This window comes from Pseudomonas sp. BP8, from assembly GCF_017875955.1.
Classification (GTDB): domain Bacteria; phylum Pseudomonadota; class Gammaproteobacteria; order Pseudomonadales; family Pseudomonadaceae; genus Aquipseudomonas.
Genome location: NZ_JAGINK010000001.1, coordinates 4,273,075 through 4,297,925, shown reverse-complemented (window position 1 = coordinate 4,297,925; position 24,851 = coordinate 4,273,075). Strand labels below are relative to the sequence as shown.

Sequence of the window (24,851 nt, the reverse complement as noted above, 5' to 3'; positions counted from 1 at the left end):
GTCATGCCGGGTTTCCTTGCAGGCGAGGGACGAGGGCGCGGGCCAGGGCGGCGAGGGCGAAGCAGATACCGGCAACCAGGATGATTGCGGCGCCGGATGGCACCGGCAGGTCGAAGACGATCGGCAGCAGGATCCCGCACAAGGTGCTCAGGGTGGCGATCAGCACCGACACGAAGAAGAACCCTTTCAGGGACTGGCTGACCAGGCGCGCGGCAGCAGCCGGAATCACCAGCAGCGCACCGACCAGAATCGCCCCGATGACCTTGACCGACGCCACGGTGACCAACGTCACCAGGACCACGAACAGGTAATCCAGGGTTTTTACCGCCACGCCGCGTACCGCTGCCAGTTGCGGGTTGAAGCTGGCCAGGATGATCCGGTTGTACAGCGGCAGGGCCAAGGCCAGCACCAGCACCGCGACGATGCCCAGCACTACCAGATCCTGGGCACTGACCGTCAGCACCGAGCCGAACAGCACGTTCTCGAGGATGTGCACGTTGATCTTGCCGGCCAGCATCAGCAGCAGGCTCGCCCCCAGCGCCAGCGACACCGAGAGAAATACCCCGATCAGGGTGTCTGGCGACAGCCCGGTGCGGTTACGCAGGAAGTTCAGCAAAATGCCGAACAGCAGGCAGTAGCCAAACAGGCTGCCATACGGCCCGGTGTAGGGCTCGCCGAGCAGGATGCCGATGGCCACCCCGGTCAGCGCGGCGTGGCCGACGGCCTCGGAGAAGAAGGCAAAGCGTTTGACCACCACCAAGGTGCCGAGGCCGCCGAGCACCGGGCCGATCATCAGACCGGCAATCAGCGCGTTGATCACGAAGCCATAGGCCAGGGCCTCCGGCAGGTAGCCAGCGCTGGCCCATTCCTGGACCAGTTGGCGGAATGCTTCAAAGCTCATCAGGCGAGGCTCTCGCTGCGGGGATGGACGGAGAACAGCCCAAGCAGGCGCTCCGGGGTCAGGGCTTGCGCCGGCGGGGCATCGAACAGCACCTTGCGGCTCAGTCCGGTGACGCGGTCGGCCATGCGCAGCACCGCTTCCAGGTCGTGCTCGATCCACAGCACGGTGGTACCGGCCTGGCGCCAGCCATGCAGCAGTTGCTCGAACACCCGAATGCCCGCTTCGTCGAGGGCCGACATCGGTTCGTCGAGCACCAGCAGTTGCGGTTCAGGGATCAGCCCTTGGGCGAGGAGCACGCGCTGGCGCTCGCCGCCGGACAGTGCGCCCATCCGCCGCTTGCGCTTGTCGAGCATGCCGACCCGTGCCAGGGCTGCGTCGATGGCGGGCTGTACGCGCCGCGACAGGCCGAGAAACGCTGGCCGGCGCTGGCACATGGCAGCCATGAAATCGTCCACGGTCATTGGCAGGCCGCGGTCGAACTCCAGCGCCTGCGGCACATAGCCGATCACTTCGCGCTCGCTTGGCCAGTGCAGGGTCAATTGGCCCTGATGCGGCATCTGCCCGAGCAGGGTCTTGATCAGCGAACTCTTGCCGCCGCCATTCGGGCCGACGATGGCGTGCACGCTGCCGGGCGCGACACTGAACGCGACCTGCTCAAGGATCCGCGTGCGGCCCAGGGTCAGGTCGATGCCGGCGAACTCGATCCGCGGGCCGTGCGCCGTGATGAGGTTGGCCGCCGCAGTCATGCACGGTTCTCCTGAATCGCCTTGACCACCGTGTCGAGGTTGCGCTTCATCTCCACCTCGTACTTCTCCGTGGTGTATTCGCCGTAGGAGATGTGCGTCAGCGGATAGATGTGCACGCCGGACTCACGCTGGATGGTTTCGACATAGGCCGAAGGGAAGTCCATCTCGGAGAAGATCACCTTGACGTCCAGCGCCTTCAGCTGGTCGATGGTTTTCTTCAGCTGCGCCGGGCTCGGTTCGATACCGTGGGCCGGCTCGACCACCGCAGTGACTTCCAGGCCGAAGTCGCGCACCAGGTAGTCGTAGGCGGCGTGAATGGTCGCCACGCGAAACTCGGCATTGGGTGCCTCGGTGACCTTGGCCAGGGCATCGGCGCGCAGCTTGCGCAGGCGCTTGGCGTAAGCGCGGGCGTTCTGCGTATAGAACTTGGCGTTGTCCGGGTCGAGCTTGCCCAGTTCGCGGGCAATGTTGTTGACCTGGGCAATGGTGGCGCTGATCGACAGGAAGGTGTGCGGGTTGACCACCTTGCCGGCGCCACGCGCGGCGATGCCGGTGGCGGCCAGCAGCGGAACGTTGGCGTTGGCCTCGATGGTCTTGATGTCGGGCTTTTCGCTGGCGACGATCATCCGGTCGGCGAAATCGTCGTGGCCGACGCCATTGAGCACGATCACATCCAGGCTGCCGATGCGCTTGATGTCCTCGGCGCGTGGCTCGTACGCGTGCGGGTTGAAGCCGGCCGGAATCAGTGGCACCACTTCGGCCTTGTCGCCAACGATGTTGCTCACGTAGCTGTAGTAGGGGTGCAGGGTGATGCCGATGCGCAGAGGCTTGCCGTTTTCGGCCTGGGCAAGGGCCGGCAGGGCGCAGGCCATGAGCAGAGCGAGAACGCGGCGGACGAAGGCGGAGCGAAGCATTGGGCAGTCCTTGGGTTCAGTGACGGTGTTGGCGGGTGACGCCGGCGTCGTAGTGGCTGACGATCTGCTGCCAACCGGCGGCGACGAGTGCCTGCTGATCGAGCGCGTCTGGCGTTACTGCTGCGCTGTCGCGGCGCAGCCAGACGTCAGCAGCGCCGTCAGCCTGCTCTGGCAGGATCAGCAGGAAACTGCCGGCCACCTGCGCGTCCTGGCTGCGGCCCAGGTAGGCACCAGCCTCCAGCCATTGCCATTGGTGGCGGCCACGGCTGGCGCTGGCCGCATCACTGACGAAAGGCGGCAGGCCTTCCTCGGCGAGGGTGGCGACCGCGGGTGTCACGCTGTCTTCTGCGCGGAGCATCTGGATCTCGTCAAAGGCCACCCACAGGTCAGTGAACACGCCTTGCTCGGCGGCATTGAGATCGCGGCGGGCATCGATCTGGTGACTGGCGATGCTGACTTCATCCTCGCGCTCACCGCGCAGCATTACCACGCTGGCAGCGACGGCGAGGATCAGCAGGGCGACCAGCAGCACATAGAGGGTTTCGTGCCCGGCACCGGCCGGGCGTATCACGTGGGCGCGGCTCATGGCTCGCCTATATCGGCATGGTCAATTTCGACCACATGGCCTGGGCCGGCATCGAACAGCACATAGAACTCACCGTCGGGGCGCTTGAAGGTCAGGGTCGAGTCCTCGCCGAGCTTGCTTTCGACCAGCTTTTGTTCGTCATAGCCGATCACATCGAGGATTACCCCCGGTGCACCGCTGCCATCGGAAAAACCGCCAGTGCATTTGATCTGGTCGCCGCCCAGCGGTTCGCACTCGCACATCGGGTTGTGTGCCAGGGCCGGGCCGGCAGCCAGGGTCAGCAGGGGCAGGGCAAGCCTGCGCAGCAGATATTTCATTTCTTGCCTCCTTGTTTCTCGAGCCAGGCTGCGGTGGCCGGCGATGCCTGGGCCAGGGCTACCGAGGCCTGGTGCATGCTGCCGTCCCAGCCTTCGATGGTGATCCAGATCTGGGCGTCGGGTTTGGTTTTTGGCGAGACCGGCAGCGAGGTGATCATGCGGTACGGCGCGCCAAAGAAGATCGTGCCCGCCGCACGCAGGCTGCGCGGTTTGCCGATGCGCAGGTACACCGCCTTGACTTCCTGGGTGCAGGTCTTGCACAGCGCGGCGTTGAACAACTTGAAGTGGCCTGCCGGACCATCGGCCTTGGGCGCTTCTTCGCGCAACTCGGCCAGGTCCAGCGTGTACGGCCCGACATGGATGTCGCTGACCTGATTGAAGCCCAGGCCGCTGTCGCCGCGGAACATCGCGGCGTCGGCAAAGTACTTGGGCATGAAGCCGAGCGGAATCAGGATCAGCAGGATATTCAGGTGAAAGCGCCACTTCAGCCAGAACTGCTTCAATGGGCTGGCGGGCAGGGCTCGGGCCTGGCTCATGGCTGAATCTCCACGGGGGTTTCACTGCGGGCCTTGCTGGTGCGGGGCGCGCGTTCGCTGCGTTTGAGGGCGGCAGCAGTGGCCTGGGCGGTACGTTTGGTCCAGATCAGCAAGCCGCTGAGTACCATCAGGGTGAGCACCAGGCCGAAGAAGAACCAGATCAACTTGATCGCCAGCCCGCCGAAGTCGCCGGTGTGCAGTGGGCGCATGGACTCGGTGACGAACTCCAGCGCAGAGCGGTCCTCGAGGAGGAACTTACTGTCGACATTGCTGGTGTAGGGGTTGACCGAGGCGGTCTGGAACATCAGTGGATACCAGCCGCGGCCACCCATGTCGACATGGCTGTAGGCGGTACTGGGCAGGCTGACGAAGGAGATGTCCAGGCCTGGTATGGCTGCGGTGGCAATGCGCGCCGCTTCATCCAGATTGATGCGTGGCGCAGGGCTGCCATCGACGGTCTGCGGGACCTCTTCGCGGGAGATCACCGGCACCACCGGCTCGGTGGAAATGGTGATGTGGTTGTCGCCAAGGATTGCCTGGATCAGGAACCAGGTCCCGGTAATGGAAATGACCACGATGAACCAGATCGACCAGACTCCGGCCAGGCGATGCAGGTCACCCCAGAAGATGCGTGAGCCGTGGCCGGTGCGCACTGGCTTGAAGAAGCCTTTCCAGAACTTCTTGTAGACCACCAGTCCGGTTATCACCGAGGCCAGCATCGGCAGCCCGAGCAACGACACCAGGTACCAGCCCCAGCTGTAGCCGTTGGTAAACGGCACCAACCACCAGCCATGCAGGGCGCGGGTAAACGCTTCGAAGTTGAAGTCTGGCATCTTGCCCTGGATGACCCCCGTGTAAGGGTTCACGTACAGGGTCGGAGAGGTGCCATCCGGGTAGGTGACGCCGGCGGTCACGGCAAAGTGCGAACCGTCTGGCTGCGACAGGCTGCGCACCACCAGGTCCGGCTCGGCCTTGTTCATGGCGTCCAGAATCTGCTGGAAACTCAAGCGCTCGGCGCCCGTGTCTGGTTGCTGGGCGCGCACGTCCGAGTTGGCCAGCCAGACGATCTCCTGGCTGACCACGGCGAGCATGCCGGTGAAACAGACGATCAGGACAAAGAACCAGATCGGCAGGGCGAGCCAGCTGTGTACCAGAAACCACAGCTTGGACTTGGACTTCTTCGTTGTTTGGGCCATCGGTCATCTTCTGAAAATGAGGGTCGAGCGCAAGCTCAACCTGGTAAGGCTGCATTATTAAGGACGAATGAGAATGAAAATCCTGCCTTTTTATATGCAAGCAAATGTTTCAGAAAACACAAACCGGCAGGCGTCTACAGGCGCCGTACCGGTTCCGGGCCCAGCGCCAGAGGGTTCAGGCGCGGCTGAGGGCAGCCAGTGCGGGCTGGCTGGCGTGTTGCCGAGCGAGGTCGTTGTACAGCGCTTGGCCGATTTCTGCGGCACGCGCCGGCAGCACCGAGAGCAAGGTATCGCTCAGGCCGTGAGTGGTTTCGCAGAAACCTTGCAGGTAGACCGACGCCTGCAGGTCGGGGCTGGCCAGTACCCGATAGTTGCGGTCGGCGCTGAAGTCATCCAGGTAGCCCTGCAAGGGTGCCAGCAGATCACGGTGGGAACGGCGCTCATAGCCGGTGGCGAGAATCACCGCATCGTAGCGATGGGTCTGCTGCTGGCCGGTGGCGAGATCGCGCAGGGTCAGCTCGAGGCCATCGCGGGTCGCCACCACCGCTTCTACATCGCGTCGGCACAGCACATTGTGGCGGAACTGATGGGCAACCTTCTGCCGATAGAGGATGCCGTAGATGCGATCGATCAGGTCCAGGTCGACCACCGAGTAGTTGGTGTTGTGGTATTCACCGATCAGCTTGCTGCGTTGCTCGGCCGGTTCGTTGAACACCAGGTCGGTGAAGTCCGGTGCAAAAATTTCGTTGACGAACGGGCTGTCGTCGGCCGGTTTCAGGGCGGTGGCGCGCAGGATCATGTCGACCTTGACCGACGGGAAGCTGTCGTTGAGGTCGATGAAGGCTTCGGCGGCGCTTTGCCCCGAACCGATCACCGCGATGCGCATCGGCTTGCCCTCGGTGCAGGGCAGTTTGGCCAGGCCGCTGAGGTATCTGGAGTGGTGGAATACCCGCGGGTCGTTCTTGAAGGCGGTGAACTTCTCAGGAATTTTCGGTGTGCCGCCGCTGCCGATCACGACCGAGCGGGTGCGTCGGCTGTGTTCCCGGCCTTGGGCGTCACGGGAGATCAGGCGCAGGTGCTCGACGCGGCCGCTGTGCACTTCGGGTTCGATCCGCAGCACCTCTTCGCCATACACGGCCTGGGTGGCGAAATGCTCGGCGGCCCAGCGCAGGTAGTCGTTGTATTCCAGACGGCAGGGGTAGAACGTACCCAGGTTGATGAAGTCGGCCAGGCGCTGCTTCTGGTGCAGGTAGTTGACGAAGCTGTAGGGGCTGGTGGGGTTGCGCAGGGACACCAGGTCCTTGAGGAAGGAGATCTGCAGCTCACTCTGGGTCGCCAGGGTATCGCCGTGCCAGCGGTAATCCTGTTGCTTGTCGATGAACAACGCATCGAGCGCATGGCCTTTGCTTTGGGCAAGCTCTTCCAAGGCAATGGCCAAGGCCAGGTTGGAGGGGCCGAAGCCCACGCCGATCAGATCTTTGATTGTTTCCGGGTTCTGGCTCATGGCTGCGCTTCCCTTAAGTTCGAATGTGGACGCCCGCCGGGGCTCCGGCTCCTGCGCCTTTACACAGTTGGGAACGAGTCAGCTTTGAGGGAATTTAGCGCGCTAGCCGCAACGGCGCGCGCCGGAGCGCTAAAGCGTTGCGCCAGTCGGCCGATAACCCGGTCAACGCAAGGACCACCTCACAGCAGGTAGACAACATGGTTGGGATTTCAGGCATTACCATCAACAGCGCAGTGCCGCTCGATACAGCAAGCGCGGCGCAAGTTACCCAGGAGCAGGCGGCCGAGAAGTCCGAACAGACCGGCTCGACTCATCAGGTCGATATGTCGAAAGCGACAGGTGGCGGCCAGGCGGCTTCGGCTAGCAGCGAGAGCAGTGAGACTGCGGCCATCACGCAATTGCGCGAGATGATCAAGCAGTTGCAGAAGCAATTGGCGGAGGAGCAAAAGCAACTGGCGCAGATGATGGCGGATAAATCCGACGATCAGGCCAAGTTGTCGGCGATTACCGCCAAACAGGCGAGTATTGCCACGCTCAACGGTGAGATTCTCTCGGCGACTTCGCAATTGCTCGAGGCATTGACCCAGTCGGGCGGCAGCAGCGCCGGTGGCATGGTCAATACCCAGGCCTGATTGTTGGATGCTGGCCATCGCCGGCAGGGCGGCGATGGCCAGTGCTGGTCTCTGCTGTCAGTCAGTGACCACACGCGTGCGACGCTCGGCCTTGTACTGCATGGCTACCGCCGGTGCCGGTTTGGCCGCGCCGGTTTCCAGCCACTGGCGCATGCGGCTGGCGTCGGCGAAGTGGGTGTATTTGCCGAACGCGTCGAGGATCACCATGGCCACCGGGCGGTTATCCATCTTGGTCAGCAAGACCAGGCAATGCCCGGCTTCGTTGGTAAAGCCGGTCTTGGTCAGCTTGATGTCCCAGTTGCTTTTGTTGACCAGGTGGTCGGTGTTGCGAAAGCCCAGGGTGTAGTTGGGCTTGCGGAAGGCCACGGTTTTCTCGCGGGTGGTCGACAGATCGCTGAGCAACGGGTATTTGCGCGAAGCCATCAGTAGTTTGGCCAGGTCGCGCGCGGTGGATACGTTCAAGGTCGACAGGCCGGTTGGCTCGACGTAGCGGGTGTGCGCCATGCCCAGGCTGCGCGCCTTGGCGTTCATCGCCTTGATGAACGCGCCATAACCGCCGGGGTAATGGTTGGCCAGGCTATTGGCGGCGCGGTTTTCCGACGACATCAGGGTGATCAGCAGCGTTTCCTTGCGATCCAGCTGGCTGCCCAGGCGCACCCGCGAATACACGCCTTTCATCTCTGGATTGTTGGCGATGGTCATGGTGAGCATTTCGTTCATGGGTAGCTTGGCGTCCAGCACCACCATCGCCGTCATCAGTTTGGTGACCGACGCGATGGGCACCACGCGATCGGCGTGGCTTGAGTACAGCTCCTGGTTGGTGTTCAGGTCGATCAGCAGGGCGCTGCCGGAGGCCAGGTGTAGCTTGGACGGGTCGCGTTGAGCCTGGGCCGGGGGTTGTGCAGCAGCGGTCGACGGGAGGGTCGCGGTTCCTGTGAGCAACAGCAGCAGGCTGAGGATGGACAGGGAAGTTTTCACGTTGAGGCTCACTAAAAGTTGGTATGTCGTTGGCTGTGCAAGGGTTTTCCCCAAAAAACCGCTGCATTGTGGAGTATGGCCGAAAGTGTGTCGAATGCCTTATGACTAAAGGGCGCAAGGTGAACGGAATTTAATCCTGTACATGCCAATAAACTTCTCCACTGATTATTGTGGGGATGGTCTTTGGGTTGGTTGGCGTTTGGATTGTGGGCTTATCCATTTGATGTGGTGGCTGTAATGGCCCCTTCCGCCCTTACGGCGGGAGGACCTCCACTCGGCCTCCTGAAGTCGCGAAGTTACGGGTGGCGTCTGGGCTGGCGTTGATTTTTATAGTGGTATGGGTGGTGGATATTCGGGCCTCTTCGCGGGGCAAGTCGGATCGCCGCACCGCCGCCCCTACAGGGATTGCGCCGAATTCACAATCGGTGCAATCCCTGTAGGAGCGGGCTTGCCCCGCGAAGAGGCCGGTACTGCCAATACAAATCGCAGGGCGCAGCCCTGCCAGCCACCCCACAAATCCGCTCGTAAACAAACAAAGCGAGAGCGCAGCGATTCGCCTGCCGTTGCCCTGGCTGTTGATCTTGATCTGGCTCTTGATCTACCAGCGACTTCAGGAGGTCGAGCGCAGGTCTTGCGCAGGGAGGTGGAGGGCATGGATGGCCGGAAAGCGCTGAGGCCTAGGATGGGCCCTGGGCTGGCATTGTTTTCGATAGTGACATGGGTGATGGATATTCGGGCCTCTTCGCGGGACAAGCCCGCTCCTACAGGTATCGCGCAAATTTTGAATTCGGCGCCAATCCTGTAGGAGCGGGCTTGCCCCGCGAAGAGGCCGGTACTGCCAATGCAAATCGCAGGGCGCAGCCCTGCCAGCCACCCCACAAATCCGCTGGTAAATAAACAAAGCGAGAGCTCAGCGATTCGCCTGCCGTTGCCCTGGCTGTTGATCTTGATCTGGCTCTTGATCTACCAGCGACTTCAGGAGGTCGAGCGCAGGTCTTGCGCAGGGAGGTGGAGGGCATGGATGGCCGGAAAGCGCTGAGGCCTAGGATGGGCCCTGGGCTGGCATTGTTTTCGATAGTGACATGGGTGGTGGATATTCGGGCCTCTTCGCGGGACAAGCCCGCTCCTACAGGTATCGCGCAAATTTTGAATTCGGCGCCTATCCTGTAGGAGCGGGCTTGCCCCGCGAAGAGGCCGGTACTGCCAATACAAATCGCAGGGCGCAGCCCTGCCAGCCACCCCACAAATCCGCTCGTAAACAAACAAAGCGAGAGCGCAGCGATTCGCCTGCCGTTGCCCTGGCTGTTGATCTCGATCTTGCTCTTGATCTACCAGCGACTTCAGGAGGCCGAGCGCAGGTCTTGCGCAGGGAGGTGGAGGCCATGGATGGCCGAAAAGCGCTGAGGCCCAGGATGGGCCGTACAGCGCGGTCCTCCCGGAGCAAGACCGGAGCGAGGGAACCCCGCAGCGCAGCGGAGGGGCCGGATGCAGGAGCAAGCGGTTTTTGGTTACTTTTTTCCAAGAAAAAAAGTGACCCGCCGTAAGGGCGGAAGGGGCCCGAAAGGTCACCACATCTAATGGATAAGCCCCCCAACCAATCCATGACCCAAAAAAAACCCGCCAAAAAGGCGGGCAACAAGGGCGCAAGGAGCAACACACAACAGAATTCGGTCAGGCCATCAAGCTAGCCCCCTGCATACGCTCAGCCAGCGCATGGGCAGAAGCCTTGGACGGCATCGGTCCACTCACCGCTTCGCCATTACGCATCAAGTACCAGCATGCCAGCAAACCCTGCTCACGTAAGGAAAGGGGAACGGCGCTACCGACAACGGACATGATATGGATAGTGGCCATGTGGACCTCCTGTAAGACATGGCGCTACCTTACCCAGCCCCCGCCGCGCTTTGAAATCAACTTCCTCGATAGTGCTCATCAGCTTTATCAACGGTACCGCTTGCCGGCGTGGTCGGGCTGGGCACACCCGCGCCCACTACCGTCTGTTACGCTGCACAAACGATTCAGTTCAAACGCAGGAGCAAGCAATGGCGACTACCCCCAGCAGAGACACCGTGCTGTGCATTTCCTTGGCCGGACGCCCCGGCACGTTCGGCGTGCGCTTCCATAATCACCTCTACCAGCAGTTGGGCCTGGACTATTACTACAAAGCCATGACCACCCAGGACCTGCCGGCCGCAGTGGCTGGCATTCGCGCGCTGGGTATTCGTGGCTGCGGGGTATCAATGCCGTTCAAAGAGGCATGCATGGCCCTGGTAGACGAGATCGACCCGTCTGCGGCGGCTATCGAATCAGTCAACACCTTGGTCAATACCCAAGGCCACTTGAAGGCTTACAACACCGACTATATGGCGGTGCGCCAGTTGCTCGAGAAGCATCAGGTCGACCCCGGCACAGCCTTTGCCCTGCGCGGCAGCGGCGGCATGGCCAAGGCGGTAGCCAGCGCGTTGCGTGATGCAGGCTTCGAGCAAGGCATCATTGTTGCCCGTAACGAGCAGGCAGGGCGCCAGTTGGCAGATGTCTGCGGCTATCGCTGGCAGGCCGAGCTGGGCGATCTGGCGCCGCCGATGCTGATAAATGTCACGCCGATCGGCATGGCCGGCGGGCCTGAAGCAGACCAACTGGCATTTGCCGAAACGGCAATCGCCGCGGCGGAGTGGGTCTTCGATGTGGTTGCGCTGCCTGCGTGGACGCCACTGATTGAACGGGCGCAGGCGCTGGGCAAGCCAGTCATTACCGGGCTTGAGGTAATTGCCTTGCAGGCACTGGAGCAATTTGTGCTGTACACCGGAGTGCGGCCCAGTGCCGAGCAAGTGGACGCCGCAATTGCATACGCCCGCGCCTGAAGATGCCTGTTGGAGCGGGCAAGCCCGCTCTCGGATAGCTACAGGCCCGAATCGGCTTCAGCCCGCCTGCTTGCGAGCGTCCAGCTTCTGGTCCACCAGCCACTTGCCGTGGGCCAGAGAAGCATGCTGGGCGTTTTCCAGATCAGCCAGCAGGGCCATTTTCACCGGCAATGACAAGCGTCGACTGGTTTGCCCTTGAGGGTCAGTGATCAGGCAGCCAGCCGCATAAGGCAGGGGCGACCCAGGGTGGGCCATGACGCTGGCAGTGATGGTGTGGTCGCGGTATTCACAGTGAAGGGTTTGCATCGTCCGTACCTCGCTGTGGTGGGAAAGCGCTTACTTTCATATACCACAGCGAAGGGCGGCGAGTTCCCGGGCCGACGAGCGTGCCCGGGTGAACGGTGGTGTCAGAGCGCGGTGGGCTGGATGATCTCGACCCAGTAGCCGTCCGGGTCCTTGATGAACGCCAGGTGATTCATGCGGCCGTCGGCAAGACGCTTCTGGAACGGCACTTGCAGCGCTTCAAAACGTTCGCAGGCGCTCACTACGTCAGGTACCGAGATGCAGATATGGCCGAAACCACGCGGGTCGCTGTTGCCGTTGTGATAAGCGAACTCGGCGTCGTTTTCGCTGCCGTGGTTGTGGGTCAGCTCAAGTACGCCAGGGATCGACTTCATCCACTGGTGGCGCGCTGCGTCATCGGCAGGAATCTGCGCCGGGTCGACCAGGGCGAGGAAGTACAGGCTGAATGCCGCTTCAGCAAAGTCACGCTTGTCGACCAGGTGGAAACCCAGTACGCGGGTGTAGAAGTCCAGCGACTTCTCGATGTCCTTGACCCGCAGCATGGTGTGGTTGAAGACGAATTGGGCAGTGGCGGCATCCGGCTTCGCGGTCACGCCAGGCAGGGTGTTCAGATCATTCAGGCTCATCGGGCCTCCATAGGCGAGGCTGGGCTTGAAAGCGCCAGCGGTAAAGACAGGCCGGCCATGATACGGCAGTGCGGCGGGGAGACAAAATGAAAGCGCCCTGCACGAGGGCAGGGCGCTTGAATTTAGAGGCCCGCGTGTGCGGGCGCAGATGGGGTCGCTAATCCTTTAGCTGGTTCGATAATGCTGCAGGCGCTGTGAAAAAAGTGTGAAGCCCACGTTCATGTTTCATGAGCGCAACCAGCTTTCAACCGTCGTCGCGCCATGCTCTTGTTTCCAGGCCTTGAGGCCGCGGTGATTACCGCCTTTGGTCTCGATCAGCTCGCCGGTGTGCGGGTTCTCGTAAACCTTCACCACCCGCGGCCGACGTTGTTGTTTCGGCGCGGCAGTGGCGGCTCGTGTACCCACTTTGGTCGCAACTTTTGGGTCGAGGATGGCAATGATGTCACGCAGGCCTTTGTCATAGCTCTTCATCAGGCCAAGTAGTTTCTGCTCGAATTCGATTTCGCGTTTTAGGCCGGTATCCTTCTTCAGCGCTTCCAGTTGTGCGATCTGTTCCTGAAGCGCTTTTTCGGCAGCACGAAACTCTGCAAGTCTGGACACTGTATTCACTCCTGTCATTCGGCTGTGGCGAGGCGTGACGCACATTCAATCCGCAATAAACGCCGGCCACGCAGGTGGGTAACCGCTGTTGCTGATGTCGAGTGTAGTAGTCACTGGCGAGTGGGTAAACCGCAAACTTTTAAATACAGTAGTGGAACTTTATTATTTTTTTGAACTGCAGTTCGGCCGCGCTCAATTGAAAGTTGACGGTTGCGTAGAGCAGCCTCCAACAGTCCATGGCAGAACACTTGGGCGATGTGTAACGGGGCTGTTCTTGCTGTGTGTCCGGTTACTTTTGCCAACGGACCGCGACGGGGGTGACAATGACCGCCAACTCGCGGACGGGGCAGGTGATGAAACAACTTCTCTTGATCGGCATCGGCCCTGGTGACCCACGCCAGATTACCTTCGAGGCGGTGGATGCACTCAAGCGGGCGACGGTGTTCTTCGTCCTCGACAAGGGTGCGGACAGCGACGAACTGCTGCGCCTGCGCAAAGCGATCCTCGAACGCTACCTGGCGCCGGGTGGCTACCGTCTGGTGCAGGTCGAGGACCCGCAACGAGACGGGCAAGCGGCCGACTATGTGGGCGCCGTGCATGACTGGCATTTACAGCGTGCGGCGCTTTATGCGCAGTTGATCGACAGCGAACTGGGGCCGGCTGATGTGGGCGCATTCCTGCTCTGGGGCGAGCCAGGGCTGTATGACAGCACGTTGCGCATTCTCGATCGGGTGCGGGAACGGGGTGTGGCCTTGCACCTGGAGGTGGTCCCCGGGATCAGCAGCGTGCAGGCCTTGGCCGCTCGGCACCGGGTCCCTCTCAATCGGATTGGCGAGCCGCTGACGATCCTGCCGGGGCGGCGCCTGGCCGAGCAGGGGCGGATCGAAAACGTGGTGGTGATGCTGGATGGGCAGTGCGCGTTTGCCGATCTGGACGACCGTGATCTTTACATCTATTGGGGGGCGTACCTGGGCACGGCTGACGAGTTGCTGATTGCCGGGCCGCTGCTTGAGGTCAAGGCCAGAATCCTCGAAGTGCGCGAGCAGGCTCGGCGACGCAAGGGCTGGATCATGGATACCTATCTGTTGCGCCGGTCACAGTGAGGGGATGGCTGTGCGGGCCTCTTTGCGGGGCATGCCCCGCGAAGAGGCCGATACTTACCTGTCAGCTATTCCAGTCAGGCGCAAAGTCAGGGCTGACCACCCGCTGGTCTTTCGGCAGTCCGGCAATCAACGCACGGTCCTGGTCATCCAGCGGGACATCCAGGGCGGCCAGGTTGCTCAACTGGTTCTCGCGGCTGCTGGCCTTGGGAATCACCGCCACGCCCTGCTGATCGAGCAACCACTTGAGCGCCACCTGGCTGGGGAGCACCCCATGCTTGGCGGCGATATCGCGAATCACCTGCTGCTCCGCCGCGCGGCCTCGGGCCAGCGGGGTATACGCGGTGAGCGCCAGGTCATGCTGGCGGGCATAGTCGAGCAAGGGCTGCTGACCCAGCAGCACGTGGTATTCCACCTGGATCGCCGACAGCGGCGCGCCCAGTTCCTCGACCACCTGACGCAGCAGGCCCAGCGGGAAGTTGGCGACGCCGATGCTGCGCGCCTTGCCCTCGTCGCGCAGGGCCACCAGGGTGTCGATGCTGCGGGCCAGGTCCCAGTCCTGGCCGGGCCAGTGGATATGGAACAGGTCAACATGATCAGTGCCCAGTACCCGCAGGCTGTCTTCCAGCGACTGGCGCATGGCCGCCGGGGACAGTCGGTCCCACCAGACCTTGGTGGTCAGGTGGATCTGCTCGCGCGGCACTTGCGCCTCACGCAGGGCCTGGCCTACGGCATCTTCGTTGTTGTAGGCAGTTGCCGTATCGATGTGGCGGTATCCCAGCTCCAGAGCCTGGCGTACGGCGCTGGTGCACTGCTCGCCGGTCATCGGCCAAGTGCCCAGACCAATGGCGGGCATGTCCAGACCGTGGCGGGTGGTGAGCCTATGCATGAAAACTCCTTGTTCAGTTACAGGGGACTGCCAGCATGTTCTTCGATTGGCACAGAGCGGGCCATGCGGCTGCGGTAAAAAGTGGTCGATCAGCGAACGCAAATCAGCCGGCGCAGGCACGCATTGGCATCGCAGCTATCGCAACCTCGCGGATCTCTTCTAGAATCCGCCCAATACATCCGTGCGGCCGGTAGGGCAACGCAGGTCCCTGGGCGCGATTTTGCCAGCGCCATCTTTGAGAACGCCATGAGTTCGAGTACACCGCTGTCCGGAGTCAACCAGCCACTGCGAGGGATCGCCCTGGTGGTGGTGGCCACGTTCCTGTTTGCCAGTCACGATGCCCTGTCGAAGTTTCTCGGTGGTTTGTACCCGATCATCATGGTGGTCTGGGTGCGCTACCTGGTGCATACCTTGCTGATGGCCGGGATTTTCCTGCCCAAGTCCGGTCTGGCGGTCCTGCGCACGCGGCGGCCGCTGCTACAGACCCTGCGCGCCTTGAGCCTGCTCAGTACCAGCCTGCTGTTTACCGCAGGCTTGCAGTACCTGCCGCTGGCGGAGGCGACCTCGGTCAACTTCCTCGCGCCAGTGCTGGTTACGGCGCTGTCGGTCCCGCTGCTCAAAGAGCGGGTGACCATCGGCCAGTGGGCGGCGGTGGTGATGGGCTTCATCGGCGTGCTGGTGGTGGTGCACCCTGGCGGCGCGATGTTCACCCCGGCGATCCTGTTCCCCTTCGGCTCGGCGCTGGGCTTCTGCTTCTATCAGTTGTTGACGCGCAAGGTGGCGGCCTACGACAGCCCGACCACCAGTAATTTCTACGCAGGCCTGTGCAACACCTTGGTCATGACCCTGCTGGTGCCGTTCTTCTGGCAACTGCCGCGCTGGGACCACGCCCTGCTGATGCTCGCATTGGGTGGCTTCGGCATGTCCGCGCACCTGCTGCTGACCCAGGCGTTTCGCCTGGCGGCGCCGGCCATGCTGGCACCGTTCAGCTACTGCCAGATCGTATTTGCCGGCTTGCTTGGTTTCGTCGTGTTCAGCCAAGTGCCAGACAGCACCAGCCTGGTGGGAATCGCCATCATCTGCCTGAGCGGCTTGGGCGCCGCGTGGATGCAGCGCGGCAAGTAACCAGCTTGCTGGCTACTGGTCGCGCGCCATGAACTGCAGGATCCGTTCGCGCAACCAGCGCTCGGCCGGATCGTTGTCATGGGCGCTGCTCCAGGCCATCGACAACTCCGCTTCACTGATGTCGAAGGGAGCCGGGTCGGCACGCAGGCTGGCGTCATCGGCCAGGGCGCAAGCCGCATAGTCCGGCACGGTGGCGATCAGCTCGGTGTTGCGCAGCAGGGCCCGCAGGCTGCCGAATTGCGGTACCGCCAACACCACTTTGCGGCAGCGGCCGATACGCGCCAGATCAAGGTCGATGTTGCCGCTCATGTCGCCCGAGAACGACACCATCACGTGCGGCCGGGCGCAGTATTCGTCGAGTGTCAGTGGGCCTGGGCGGTTGTCCGCACGCAGCACCCGCACGCCGATGTTGCGCAGCTTGCGACGCTTGGCGTTGGCCGGCAGGTCAGTGGTATAGCTGACCCCCACCGAGATCTCCCCAGAGGCGAGCAGGCCAGGCATCAGCAGGAAGTTGGCCCGGCGCACCACCACGCTGATCTGCGGCGCTTCCTCGCGCAGCGCCTGCAGCAGGTCGGGGAACAGGCCGAACTCGGCATCGTCCGACAGCCCCAGGCGGAACACGTTGCAACTGCTCGCCGGCTCGAACGCCTTGGCCCGGCTGATCGCCGCGGAAATCACATCCATCGCCGGCGCCAGTTCAGAGAAGATCTGCATCGCCCGCGGGGTGGGTTCCATGGCCCGGCCGTTGCGGATCAGCAGCGGATCGTCGAACAGGTCGCGCAGGCGGGCGAGGGCGGCGCTGACGGTGGGCTGGGTAATAAACAGTTTTTCGCCGACACGGGTCAGGTTGCGCTCGATCATCAGGGCTTCGAACACCACCAGCAGGTTCATGTCGACGCGGCGCAGGTCGTTGCGGTTCATGGGGCAGGGGCTCTTGGGCGGCAGTCGTGGCGTCATATTCAAGCACGTGGCGGGCCAACTGGCTTGTACCGATGTGCGCTGACAGAGCCAGGCTATCGCCGCTCAATAGTGGATCTATTAGAAGTCTGCCGCAGCTCGGCTAGTCTTGACTCTGGCCTTGCTCAAAGTCGGCGTGAGCGGTTGATCAGCACTTGCGTGCAAGACCGTCGATGCCGCGTGGTGTCAGTTTCGCAAGCCCGTGTCGGCACAGACCGACAGACCTGATGAGGGGTAGGCATGAGCATACGTGCTCGGCTGAGCAAACTGGCTTAGACCGCAAATCTGGATAGAACCCGACCCAAAGGTACCCACAGATGTCGAACGAATCGAAATGCCCGTTCCATCAAACCGCAGGTGGCGGCACCACCAACCGTGACTGGTGGCCTGACCAGCTCAACCTGAAGATTCTTCACCAGCATTCAGACAAGTCCGATCCGATGGACGCGGACTTCGACTACGCCAAGGCGTTCAAGAGCCTCGATTTCCAGGCCCTGAAGCAAGACCTTACCGCCCTGATGACCGATTCGCAGGACTGGTGGCCGGCCGACTTCGGCCACTACGGCCCGTTGTTCATTCGCATGGCCTGGCACAGCGCCGGCACCTATCGGATCGGCGATGGCCGCGGCGGCGCCGGCGCCGGTCAGCAGCGCTTCGCCCCGCTCAACAGCTGGCCAGACAACGTCAGCCTGGACAAGGCCCGGCGCCTGCTGTGGCCGATCAAGCAGAAGTACGGCAACAAGATCTCCTGGGCCGACCTGATCGTGCTCACCGGTAACGTCGCCCTCGAGTCAATGGGCTTCAAGACCTTCGGTTTCTCGGGCGGCCGCGCCGATGTCTGGGAGCCGGACGAAGACGTCTACTGGGGTTCGGAAAAGGTCTGGCTGGGCGGTGACACTCGCTATGGCAAGGCCCAGGCACCCGGCCAGGGTGACCTGGTGGCAGAACCCGCCAAGCATGGCGAGGAGCAAAGCCGTACCGACGGCGGGCGCAACCTGGAAAACCCGCTGGCGGCGGTGCAGATGGGCCTGATCTACGTCAACCCGGAAGGCCCCGAAGGCAACCCCGACCCGATCGCGTCGGGCAAGGACATCCGCGAGACCTTCGGCCGCATGGCCATGAATGATGAAGAAACCGTGGCCCTGATCGCCGGCGGCCATGCCTTCGGCAAGACCCACGGTGCCGGCCCGGCCGACAACGTCGGCGCCGAGCCGGAAGCCGCCGGGCTTGAGCAGCAAGGCTTTGGCTGGCACAACACGTTCGGCACCGGCAAGGGCGGCGATACCATCACCAGCGGCCTTGAAGTGACCTGGACGTCGACCCCGACCCGTTGGAGCAACGAGTACCTGGAAAACCTCTTCCGCTTCGACTGGGAGCTGACCAAGAGCCCCGCAGGCGCCCATCAGTGGCAGCCAAAGAATGGCGACGGTGCCGGGCAGATCCCCGATGCCCATGACCCGAGCAAACGCCACGCACCCTCCATGCTCACCTCTGACCTGGCGCTGCGTTTCGACCCGATCTACGAGCCAATCGCACGCCGCTTCAAGGACAACCCCGAGCAGTTGGCCGACGCTTTCGCCCGTGCCTGGTACAAGCTGATCCACCGCGATATGGGCCCGCTGGCACGTTACCTGGGGCCGGAAATGCCTCAAGAAGAACTGCTCTGGCAAGATCCGCTGCCCAAGGCTGATCAGCCTGCGCTGGGCGAGCAGGACATTGCCGACCTCAAAGCCAAGCTCCTTGCCTCGGGCCTGAGTGTTGCCGAACTGGTATCCACGGCCTGGGCGTCAGCCTCGACCTTCCGCGGTTCCGACAAACGCGGTGGCGCCAACGGCGGCCGGCTGCGCCTGGCACCGCAGAAGTTCTGGGCGGCCAACCAGCCTGAGCAACTGGACAAGGTACTGGCAGCGCTGGAGAAGGTTCGCAGTGAGTTCGCTGCGGGCGGCAAACAGGTGTCGTTGGCCGACCTGATCGTGCTCGGTGGGACTGCCGCAGTAGAAAAAGCCGCCAAGGACGCAGGGCACACGCTCAGCGTGCCGTTCCGTGGCGGGCGGGTGGATGCCTCGCAGGAGCAGACCGACGTCGAGTCGTTTGGCGTGCTGGAGCCGCTGGCCGATGGTTTCCGCAATTTCTCCAAGGGTGCTTACAGCGTCAAGGCAGAGCGGCTGTTGCTGGACAAGGCGCAACTGCTGACCCTGACCGCACCGGAGCTGACCGTGCTGATCGGCGGCCTGCGTGTGCTTGGCGCCAACCATGGCGGCAGCCAGCATGGGGTGTTCACCGACAAGCCGGGGCAACTGAGCAACGACTTCTTCCGCAATCTGCTGGATATGGGCGTGGAGTGGAAGCCGACCTCGGGCGACAACGAAACCTTCGAGGGGCGTGATCGCAAGACCGGTCAGGGCAAGTGGACGGCCACCCGGGTTGATCTGGTATTCGGCTCGCATGCCCAGTTGCGGGCATTGAGCGAGGTGTATGGCAGCAGCGATGGCAACGAAAAGTTCGTCAAGGACTTCATTGCTGCTTGGGTCAAGGTGATGGAGCTCGACCGCTTCGACCTGGATCGCCGGGTGTAGTCCGGGCGTCGCGTTTGGCTTGAGACTGCTGGGGCTGCTGTGCAGCCCTTTCGCGACACGAGGCCGCTCCTACAGGGATCGTGCAGACCCGGATCTGGGCTGCACCGCCTGACTCTGTAGGAGCGGGCTTGTCCCGCGAACACGGGCAAAGCCCGGGCCATTCAACGTGGTCGAAATTACCATTTCGCCAATTCCAGGTCGGATAGATACAAAAGATCGCAGCATCGTTCTGTTGCAATGCATCTCAGGCGGCCGGCCTGAACAGCGTGCTCACAACGATAAGGAACAGCGATCATGCAAATGCCCCAGACCTTGAAGATCCGCAATGGCGAGAAGGCCAAACCGACGTTTTCCACCCAGGAATACGCAGCCCGCCATGCCCGGCTGCGTGCCTACATGGCCGAGCAGGACATCGAGGCCGCAGTCTTCACCTCCTACCACAACGTCAACTACTACAGCGACTTTCTTTACTGCTCGTTCGGCCGCCCCTACGCCCTTGTGGTAACCCACGACAAGGTTGTCTCGATCAGCGCCAACATCGACGGCGGCCAGCCCTGGCGGCGCACGGTGGGCACCGACAACATCGTCTACACCGACTGGCAGCGCGACAACTATTTCGTCGCCATCCAACAGGCGCTACCGGGCGCATCGCGCGTCGGCGTCGAGTTCGACCACCTCAACCTGCAGAACCACGCCAAGCTCGCCGCCTGCTACCCCAAGGCCGAACTGGTCGACATCGGCGCCCCGTGCATGCGTATGCGCATGATCAAGTCGGCCGAAGAGCAAGCCTTGATCCGCCATGGTGCGCGGGTCGCCGACATCGGTGGGGCGGCGGTGGTCGAGGCTCTGCGCGAGCAGGTCCCGGAGTACGAGGTGGCGCTGCATGCGACCCAGGCGATGGTGCGCGAAATCGCCCGCAGCTTCCCCGACGGCGAGCTGATGGATACCTGGACCTGGTTCCAGTCCGGGATCAACACCGACGGTGCACACAACCCGGTGACCAGCCGCAAGGTCAATGCCGGCGAGATCCTCAGCCTCAACTGCTTCCCGATGATCGCCGGCTACTACACGGCGCTGGAACGCACGCTGTTCCTTGGGCATTGCCCGGACGATCATCTACGCCTGTGGCAGGCCAACGTCGAGGTCCACGAAGCCGGACTCAAGCTGGTCAAGCCGGGCATGCGCTGCTGCGACATCGCCCGCGAGCTGAACGAGATCTTCTTGCGCCATGACCTGTTGCAGTACCGCACCTTTGGCTACGGCCACTCATTCGGCACCCTCAGCCATTATTACGGCCGCGAGGCTGGCCTGGAGCTGCGCGAGGACATCGACACGGTGTTGGAGCCCGGCATGGTGGTGTCGATCGAGCCGATGATCATGCTGCCCGAAGGGCGTCCGGGTGCCGGCGGCTATCGCGAGCACGACATCCTCATCGTCAATGACCAGGGCGCCGAGAACATCACCCATTTCCCTTACGGCCCGGAGCACAACATCATCCGCAAGTAGCTCCTGCACCTGCAGCACCTTGGCACTTTCGCGGGGTTGCCCCGCGAAAGCGCCGTACCTCATAACAAGATCGCCCCCGAATGACCGTTCAACCCTGCCATCAATTACAAGAACAGAGGGTACCCGTCATGTCCCACGCTGCAGATTCCGCAGTGCCGCTCAATCTTTCCCAACCCACCCCCGACCTCAGCGGCGCCCACAGCGAACGCCAAGCCCTGCGCAAGGCCGCCAGGGCGAGCTTCATGGGCAACTTCGTCGAGTGGTTCGACTACGCCGCCTATGGCTACCTGGCGACCATCATCGCCGCGACCTTCTTTCCCGACGCCGACAAGACCACCGGCCTGTTGGCGACGTTCGCCGTGTTTGCCCTGTCGTTCATCGTCCGCCCGCTGGGTGGGGTGGTCTGGGGACATTTCGGCGACCGTCATGGCCGGCGCAATGCGCTGTCGTGGTCGATCCTGATCATGTCGGTGTCGACGTTCTGCATCGGCATCCTCCCGGGGCATGCGCAGATCGGCCTGTGGGCCCCGGCGCTGTTGCTGCTGATCCGCCTGGTGCAGGGCTTCTCGGCGTCGGGCGAGTACGCCGGCGCCGCGGCGTTTCTGGCCGAATACGCGCCCGCCGGGCGGCGCGGGCTGTACACCAGTATCGTGCCGGCCAGCACCGCCGCGGGGCTGCTGTTTGGCGCGGCGTTCGTCGCCACCTTGCATGAGCTGCTCAGCAGCCAGCAGCTTCATGACTGGGGCTGGCGCTTGCCGTTCCTGCTGGCGGCGCCGTTCGGCCTGGTCGGGCGCTATATCCGCATGAGCCTGCAGGACACGCCCAAGTTCCTCGAAATGGAGCAGCGTCTGGAACACAAGGGCGGCGCCATCCCGGCACCGATTCGCGAGCTGCTCACCTCGCACCGGCGCAGCCTGTTGATCGGCATCGGCGTGACCTGCCTGAACGCCGTGGCGTTCTACCTGCTGCTCAGCTACATGCCGACCTACCTGTCGACTGAAATGGGCATGAGCGAGCGTGACTCGTTCATTGCCTCGACCGTGTCGCTGGCCACCTACATCGGGCTGATCTTCCTGATGGGGCGGCTGTCCGACCACTTTGGTCGCAAGGCCATGCTGATCATCGCCTCACTGCTGTTCCTGGGGCTGACCGTGCCGCTGTTCAGCCTGCTTGACCAGCAGCCGCTGCTGGTGATCCTGGCCATCCAGATCCTGTTCGGGGCGATGCTGGCAATGAACGACGGCACCTTGCCCTGCCTGCTGGCGGAGATCTTTCCGACCCGGGTGCGCTTCAGCGGTTTTGCCTTGAGCTTCAACATCGCCAATGCGCTGTTTGGCGGCACCGCGCCGTTCATCGCCACCTGGCTGATCCAGGTCACCGGCAGCAAGCTGGCGCCGGCGGGTTACCTCCTGGCGGCGGCTGTGGTGGCCCTGGTGGCGATGCTGGCATGCCGCGAGACAGCGCATCGGCCACTGCGCGATTAGCCGTTTGAGGGGTGTGGCTCAGTGCAAGGACGCCTGCCGGCGCTCGCCCAGCGGCGAGAGGCCAAAGAAGCGGCTGTAGCTCTTGGAAAAATGCGCCGGCGAGGTGAAGCCGCAGGCCAGGGCGATCTCCCTGACCTGCGCGTCACTGCGCAACAACAGCTCGCGCGCCCGTGACAGGCGCAGCTCCAGGTAATACTGGCTGGGCGTGCGCCCCAGGTACTTGTGGAACAGCCGCTCGAGCTGGCGCACGGTCACTTCGTTGAATGCAGCCAGCTCCTCCAGACCCAATGGTTCCTCCAGATTCGCCTCCATGATCGCCACCACCTGGCTGAGCTTCGGCTGACCGCTGCCGAGCCGGGTGCGCAGCGGCACCCGCTGGCGTTCGCGCTCGCCGCGCACGCGGTCGCACAGCAGCAGTTCAGCCGCCTTTGCGGCGATCTCGGCGCCATCGGGCTGACGCGCCACCAGTTGCAGCATCATGTCCATGGCCGCCACGCCGCCGGAGCAGGTGTAGCGATCGCGGTCCAGTTCGAACAGCTGGTTGGAAATGACGATGCCGGGGAAACGCGCCTTCAGCGCCTCGATGTCTTCCCAGTGAATCGTGCAGCGGTAACCCTTGAGCAGGTCGGCCCGGGCCAGCAGGTGGCTGCCGGTGCAGATACCGCCCAGCGCCACCTGGTGCCGGGCGAGTTGGCGCAACCAGTCGATCAGGGTGCGGCTGCTGCGGTCGCTGACGATCGGGTTGGCGCCGACCACGAACAGCGCATCGAGCGCCGGCGCGTCGGCGATGCTGTGGTCAGGCAGGATGCGCATGCCGTTGCTGGCGGTCACCGGCTCGCTGCTGACGGCGATCAGCACGCTGCGGTAGAGGGTGCGGCAGGCGGCCAGGTTGGCCATGCGCAGGGTTTCCACCGCCGAGGCGAGGCCGATGGTGGTGAAGTTGGGCATCACCAGGAAGCCGAATGTCCTGGGCGGTTGAGCGGAGGTCTGGACCATGTGCGATCTTCCTGGGCACGCTGAGCTGGGTTCATCAGGGGCAGTGAGAACGTCGAGCCTGCTGCTGTTCTTGTTATGATGGGTCGTGGCCGAGCCTGATACTACACCCTGCGTGCACCGCCCGGAACGCAGGGTGCATGCCGGCAAACACACGAAACAGGAGGTGAACCGTTTGATTCGCACATCCATGGCAGTCCCCCATAAGGGCTTTGCCCTCGCGCCGCATGCCATCGAGGTGCTTCCCGATGCCGCCGCGTACCGCACCTGCCTGCTCGAGCGCATCGCCACGGCGACCCGGCGCATCGTCATCGTCGCCCTTTACTTGCAGGAGGACGAAGCAGGGCAGGAAGTGCTGGACGCGCTGTACCGGGCCAAGGCGGCGCGGCCGTCACTGCACATCGTCATCGTCGTCGACTGGTTCCGCGCACGCCGCGGTCTGCTCGGTGCTGGTCGGCAGCCGGGCAATGCTGCCTGGTACCAGGCGCAGCGTGAGCTCCACGGACTCGACGTGGTGATCCATGGCGTACCGGTCCAGACCCGCGAGCTGTTCGGCGTGCTGCACCTGAAGGGCAGCGTCATCGATGACTGCGTGATCTACACCGGTGCCAGCTTGAACAACGTTTATCTGCACCGTTTCGACCGCTATCGGCTCGACCGCTACCACCTGTTTGACTGCCCGGCACTGGCCGACGCCATGGTCGAACTGGTCCGCGACGTGCTGGCCAGCACTGCCACGCCGCGTCTGGACCTGCCTGCGCCACCCACCACACGCAGCCTGCGCAGTGATATCCGGCGTCTGCGCACCCGCCTGCGGCGGATGACCTACCCGCTGCCAGACAGCCCCGCCAGCGAAGGCTTGCGGGTTATTCCGCTGTTGGGCATCGGCCGTGGCAACCCGCTCAATCGCGCGGTCTGTTCACTGCTGGCAGCAGCGCGGACGCAGATTGTCATCAGTACCCCATACTTCAACCCGCCACGGGTGGTGATGGGCGAGATCGATCGGGCATTGGCGCGTGGCGTGGGTGTCGAGTTCATCGTCGGCCACCGCACTGCCAACGACTTCTACGTCGAGCCGGGTCAGCCGTTCAGCGCCAGCGCCGTGCTGCCTTACCTGTACGAAGACAACCTGCGGGCGTTCGTCCGTCGCCGTCAGGCGGCGATCGACAGCGGCCAGCTGGTGCTGCGGATCTGGAACGATCCGGGGCACACGTTCCACGCCAAAGGGCTGTGGATCGACCAGCGCTACAGCCTGCTCACCGGCAACAACCTCAACCCGCGCGGGTTCAACCTTGACCTTGAGAATGGCCTGTTGATCGATGACCCGCACGGGCAATGGCTGCAGCCGCGCGAGACCGAACTGCAGGGTATTCGGCGCCATGCGCCGGTGCTGCGTTCAGCCGCGGAACTGGGCGAGGCGGGCGACCATCCGCAGCAGGTGCGCAAGTTCCTCAAGCGCCTGCGCTACAGCCGCCTCGAACCTCTGATCAAGCGGGTGCTATGACCCGCACCGGGCTGGCC

24 protein-coding genes are annotated in these 24,851 nt (G+C 63.0%); 8 read left to right on the top strand and 16 right to left on the bottom strand.

What is annotated here, in order from left to right; all coding sequences use genetic code 11:
* Position 1: 1 nt before the first annotated feature.
* The 8 genes from J3B00_RS18730 to J3B00_RS18695 form a co-directional block, all read right to left on the bottom strand.
* Positions 2-901: a metal ABC transporter permease gene (locus J3B00_RS18730; RefSeq protein WP_209870054.1), complete on the bottom strand. Its 900-nt coding sequence runs from the start codon at positions 899-901 to the stop codon at positions 2-4.
* Entirely contained in the window at positions 901-1,647 is a 747-nt protein-coding gene (locus tag J3B00_RS18725; RefSeq protein WP_209870051.1) for a metal ABC transporter ATP-binding protein, read from the bottom strand. The genes J3B00_RS18730 and J3B00_RS18725 overlap by 1 nt, the downstream gene beginning before the upstream one ends.
* On the bottom strand, positions 1,644-2,561 hold the full coding sequence (locus J3B00_RS18720) for a metal ABC transporter substrate-binding protein (protein WP_209870048.1): 918 nt from the start codon (positions 2,559-2,561) through the stop codon (positions 1,644-1,646). Before J3B00_RS18720 ends, J3B00_RS18725 begins: the two co-directional genes overlap by 4 nt.
* 16 nt (positions 2,562-2,577) lie before the next feature.
* Complete coding sequence (locus tag J3B00_RS18715) at positions 2,578-3,147, bottom strand: DUF6162 family protein (protein WP_209870045.1); 570 nt, start codon at positions 3,145-3,147, stop codon at positions 2,578-2,580.
* Positions 3,144-3,464, bottom strand: coding sequence for a hypothetical protein (locus J3B00_RS18710; RefSeq protein WP_209870042.1), 321 nt, complete (start codon positions 3,462-3,464; stop codon positions 3,144-3,146). The genes J3B00_RS18715 and J3B00_RS18710 overlap by 4 nt, the downstream gene beginning before the upstream one ends.
* Positions 3,461-4,000, bottom strand: a complete 540-nt coding sequence (locus tag J3B00_RS18705; protein WP_209870039.1) for a thiamine pyrophosphate-binding protein — start codon at positions 3,998-4,000, stop codon at positions 3,461-3,463. Before J3B00_RS18705 ends, J3B00_RS18710 begins: the two co-directional genes overlap by 4 nt.
* The gene (locus tag J3B00_RS18700; RefSeq protein WP_209870036.1) at positions 3,997-5,196 is read right to left on the bottom strand and encodes a PepSY domain-containing protein; all 1,200 of its coding nucleotides are present in this window, start codon (positions 5,194-5,196) and stop codon (positions 3,997-3,999) included. Before J3B00_RS18700 ends, J3B00_RS18705 begins: the two co-directional genes overlap by 4 nt.
* 175 nt (positions 5,197-5,371) lie before the next feature.
* Positions 5,372-6,700, bottom strand: a complete 1,329-nt coding sequence (locus tag J3B00_RS18695) for a SidA/IucD/PvdA family monooxygenase (RefSeq protein WP_209870033.1) — start codon at positions 6,698-6,700, stop codon at positions 5,372-5,374.
* Between the two features lie 323 nt (positions 6,701-7,023).
* Between J3B00_RS18695 and J3B00_RS18690 the strand changes: the two genes are divergently transcribed.
* A complete protein-coding gene (locus J3B00_RS18690) occupies positions 7,024-7,332 on the top strand; it encodes a hypothetical protein (RefSeq protein WP_245362860.1) in 309 nt (102 codons plus the stop codon).
* 57 nt (positions 7,333-7,389) lie between these two features.
* On the opposite strand, the gene pbpG is transcribed toward J3B00_RS18690, so the two are convergent.
* A complete protein-coding gene (pbpG, locus tag J3B00_RS18685) occupies positions 7,390-8,310 on the bottom strand; it encodes a D-alanyl-D-alanine endopeptidase (RefSeq protein WP_209870027.1) in 921 nt (306 codons plus the stop codon).
* 1,671 nt (positions 8,311-9,981) lie between these two features.
* Positions 9,982-10,164 carry a hypothetical protein gene (locus J3B00_RS18680; RefSeq protein WP_209870024.1) on the bottom strand — a complete coding sequence of 61 codons (183 nt, stop codon included), beginning with the start codon at positions 10,162-10,164 and terminating at the stop codon, positions 9,982-9,984.
* 188 nt (positions 10,165-10,352) lie between these two features.
* Here J3B00_RS18680 and J3B00_RS18675 point away from each other — a divergent pair, with 188 nt between their 5' ends.
* On the top strand, positions 10,353-11,171 hold the full coding sequence (locus tag J3B00_RS18675; RefSeq protein WP_209870021.1) for a shikimate 5-dehydrogenase: 819 nt from the start codon (positions 10,353-10,355) through the stop codon (positions 11,169-11,171).
* 57 nt (positions 11,172-11,228) lie between these two features.
* Here J3B00_RS18675 and J3B00_RS18670 read toward each other — a convergent pair whose 3' ends face one another.
* From J3B00_RS18670 to J3B00_RS18660, 3 genes are all read right to left on the bottom strand, one after another.
* Positions 11,229-11,477, bottom strand: a complete 249-nt coding sequence (locus J3B00_RS18670) for a hypothetical protein (protein ID WP_209870018.1) — start codon at positions 11,475-11,477, stop codon at positions 11,229-11,231.
* A 101-nt stretch (positions 11,478-11,578) separates the two neighbouring features.
* A complete protein-coding gene (gene gloA / locus J3B00_RS18665; RefSeq protein WP_209870015.1) occupies positions 11,579-12,100 on the bottom strand; it encodes a lactoylglutathione lyase in 522 nt (173 codons plus the stop codon).
* Between the two features lie 225 nt (positions 12,101-12,325).
* Entirely contained in the window at positions 12,326-12,700 is a 375-nt protein-coding gene (locus tag J3B00_RS18660) for a histone-like nucleoid-structuring protein, MvaT/MvaU family (protein WP_209874986.1), read from the bottom strand.
* A 353-nt stretch (positions 12,701-13,053) separates the two neighbouring features.
* Here J3B00_RS18660 and cobF point away from each other — a divergent pair, with 353 nt between their 5' ends.
* A complete protein-coding gene (cobF, locus tag J3B00_RS18655) occupies positions 13,054-13,803 on the top strand; it encodes a precorrin-6A synthase (deacetylating) (RefSeq protein WP_209870011.1) in 750 nt (249 codons plus the stop codon).
* A gap of 61 nt (positions 13,804-13,864) precedes the next feature.
* Here the strand turns inward: cobF and J3B00_RS18650 are convergent, their stop codons facing one another.
* Positions 13,865-14,689, bottom strand: coding sequence for an aldo/keto reductase (locus tag J3B00_RS18650; protein ID WP_209870008.1), 825 nt, complete (start codon positions 14,687-14,689; stop codon positions 13,865-13,867).
* Positions 14,690-14,935: 246 nt separating this feature from the next.
* Between J3B00_RS18650 and J3B00_RS18645 the strand changes: the two genes are divergently transcribed.
* Positions 14,936-15,814: a DMT family transporter gene (locus J3B00_RS18645; protein ID WP_209870005.1), complete on the top strand. Its 879-nt coding sequence runs from the start codon at positions 14,936-14,938 to the stop codon at positions 15,812-15,814.
* 12 nt (positions 15,815-15,826) lie between these two features.
* Here J3B00_RS18645 and J3B00_RS18640 read toward each other — a convergent pair whose 3' ends face one another.
* Positions 15,827-16,735: a LysR family transcriptional regulator gene (locus J3B00_RS18640; protein ID WP_209870002.1), complete on the bottom strand. Its 909-nt coding sequence runs from the start codon at positions 16,733-16,735 to the stop codon at positions 15,827-15,829.
* Between the two features lie 353 nt (positions 16,736-17,088).
* On the opposite strand from J3B00_RS18640, the gene katG reads away from it, so the two are divergent.
* The 3 genes from katG to J3B00_RS18625 all read left to right on the top strand — a co-directional run bounded on the left by katG (position 17,089) and on the right by J3B00_RS18625 (position 22,337).
* Positions 17,089-19,347 carry a catalase/peroxidase HPI gene (gene katG / locus J3B00_RS18635; protein WP_209869999.1) on the top strand — a complete coding sequence of 753 codons (2,259 nt, stop codon included), beginning with the start codon at positions 17,089-17,091 and terminating at the stop codon, positions 19,345-19,347.
* Positions 19,348-19,641: 294 nt separating this feature from the next.
* Positions 19,642-20,853, top strand: coding sequence for a M24 family metallopeptidase (locus tag J3B00_RS18630; RefSeq protein WP_209869996.1), 1,212 nt, complete (start codon positions 19,642-19,644; stop codon positions 20,851-20,853).
* Positions 20,854-21,095: 242 nt separating this feature from the next.
* On the top strand, positions 21,096-22,337 hold the full coding sequence (locus J3B00_RS18625; RefSeq protein WP_245362858.1) for an MFS transporter: 1,242 nt from the start codon (positions 21,096-21,098) through the stop codon (positions 22,335-22,337).
* Positions 22,338-22,355: 18 nt separating this feature from the next.
* Here the strand turns inward: J3B00_RS18625 and J3B00_RS18620 are convergent, their stop codons facing one another.
* The gene (locus J3B00_RS18620) at positions 22,356-23,333 is read right to left on the bottom strand and encodes a GlxA family transcriptional regulator (protein ID WP_209869992.1); all 978 of its coding nucleotides are present in this window, start codon (positions 23,331-23,333) and stop codon (positions 22,356-22,358) included.
* A 187-nt stretch (positions 23,334-23,520) separates the two neighbouring features.
* On the opposite strand from J3B00_RS18620, the gene pssA reads away from it, so the two are divergent.
* Positions 23,521-24,834: a CDP-diacylglycerol--serine O-phosphatidyltransferase gene (gene pssA / locus J3B00_RS18615; RefSeq protein ID WP_209869989.1), complete on the top strand. Its 1,314-nt coding sequence runs from the start codon at positions 23,521-23,523 to the stop codon at positions 24,832-24,834.
* Positions 24,835-24,851 lie beyond the last annotated feature (17 nt).

What these genes read in the sequence shown, in the direction of transcription:
- J3B00_RS18730 (WP_209870054.1), bottom strand. Translation starts at nt 901, where the DNA reads ATGAGCTTTGAAGCATTCCGCCAACTGGTCCAGGAATGGGCCAGCGCT.
- J3B00_RS18725 (WP_209870051.1), bottom strand. Translation starts at nt 1,647, where the DNA reads ATGACTGCGGCGGCCAACCTCATCACGGCGCACGGCCCGCGGATCGAG.
- J3B00_RS18720 (WP_209870048.1), bottom strand. Translation starts at nt 2,561, where the DNA reads ATGCTTCGCTCCGCCTTCGTCCGCCGCGTTCTCGCTCTGCTCATGGCC.
- J3B00_RS18715 (WP_209870045.1), bottom strand. Translation starts at nt 3,147, where the DNA reads ATGAGCCGCGCCCACGTGATACGCCCGGCCGGTGCCGGGCACGAAACC.
- J3B00_RS18710 (WP_209870042.1), bottom strand. Translation starts at nt 3,464, where the DNA reads ATGAAATATCTGCTGCGCAGGCTTGCCCTGCCCCTGCTGACCCTGGCT.
- J3B00_RS18705 (WP_209870039.1), bottom strand. Translation starts at nt 4,000, where the DNA reads ATGAGCCAGGCCCGAGCCCTGCCCGCCAGCCCATTGAAGCAGTTCTGG.
- J3B00_RS18700 (WP_209870036.1), bottom strand. Translation starts at nt 5,196, where the DNA reads ATGGCCCAAACAACGAAGAAGTCCAAGTCCAAGCTGTGGTTTCTGGTA.
- J3B00_RS18695 (WP_209870033.1), bottom strand. Translation starts at nt 6,700, where the DNA reads ATGAGCCAGAACCCGGAAACAATCAAAGATCTGATCGGCGTGGGCTTC.
- J3B00_RS18690 (WP_245362860.1), top strand. Translation starts at nt 7,024, where the DNA reads ATGTCGAAAGCGACAGGTGGCGGCCAGGCGGCTTCGGCTAGCAGCGAG.
- J3B00_RS18680 (WP_209870024.1), bottom strand. Translation starts at nt 10,164, where the DNA reads ATGGCCACTATCCATATCATGTCCGTTGTCGGTAGCGCCGTTCCCCTT.
- J3B00_RS18675 (WP_209870021.1), top strand. Translation starts at nt 10,353, where the DNA reads ATGGCGACTACCCCCAGCAGAGACACCGTGCTGTGCATTTCCTTGGCC.
- J3B00_RS18670 (WP_209870018.1), bottom strand. Translation starts at nt 11,477, where the DNA reads ATGCAAACCCTTCACTGTGAATACCGCGACCACACCATCACTGCCAGC.
- gloA (WP_209870015.1), bottom strand. Translation starts at nt 12,100, where the DNA reads ATGAGCCTGAATGATCTGAACACCCTGCCTGGCGTGACCGCGAAGCCG.
- cobF (WP_209870011.1), top strand. Translation starts at nt 13,054, where the DNA reads ATGAAACAACTTCTCTTGATCGGCATCGGCCCTGGTGACCCACGCCAG.
- J3B00_RS18650 (WP_209870008.1), bottom strand. Translation starts at nt 14,689, where the DNA reads ATGCATAGGCTCACCACCCGCCACGGTCTGGACATGCCCGCCATTGGT.
- J3B00_RS18645 (WP_209870005.1), top strand. Translation starts at nt 14,936, where the DNA reads ATGAGTTCGAGTACACCGCTGTCCGGAGTCAACCAGCCACTGCGAGGG.
- J3B00_RS18640 (WP_209870002.1), bottom strand. Translation starts at nt 16,735, where the DNA reads ATGAACCGCAACGACCTGCGCCGCGTCGACATGAACCTGCTGGTGGTG.
- katG (WP_209869999.1), top strand. Translation starts at nt 17,089, where the DNA reads ATGTCGAACGAATCGAAATGCCCGTTCCATCAAACCGCAGGTGGCGGC.
- J3B00_RS18630 (WP_209869996.1), top strand. Translation starts at nt 19,642, where the DNA reads ATGCAAATGCCCCAGACCTTGAAGATCCGCAATGGCGAGAAGGCCAAA.
- J3B00_RS18625 (WP_245362858.1), top strand. Translation starts at nt 21,096, where the DNA reads ATGGGCAACTTCGTCGAGTGGTTCGACTACGCCGCCTATGGCTACCTG.
- J3B00_RS18620 (WP_209869992.1), bottom strand. Translation starts at nt 23,333, where the DNA reads ATGGTCCAGACCTCCGCTCAACCGCCCAGGACATTCGGCTTCCTGGTG.
- pssA (WP_209869989.1), top strand. Translation starts at nt 23,521, where the DNA reads ATGGCAGTCCCCCATAAGGGCTTTGCCCTCGCGCCGCATGCCATCGAG.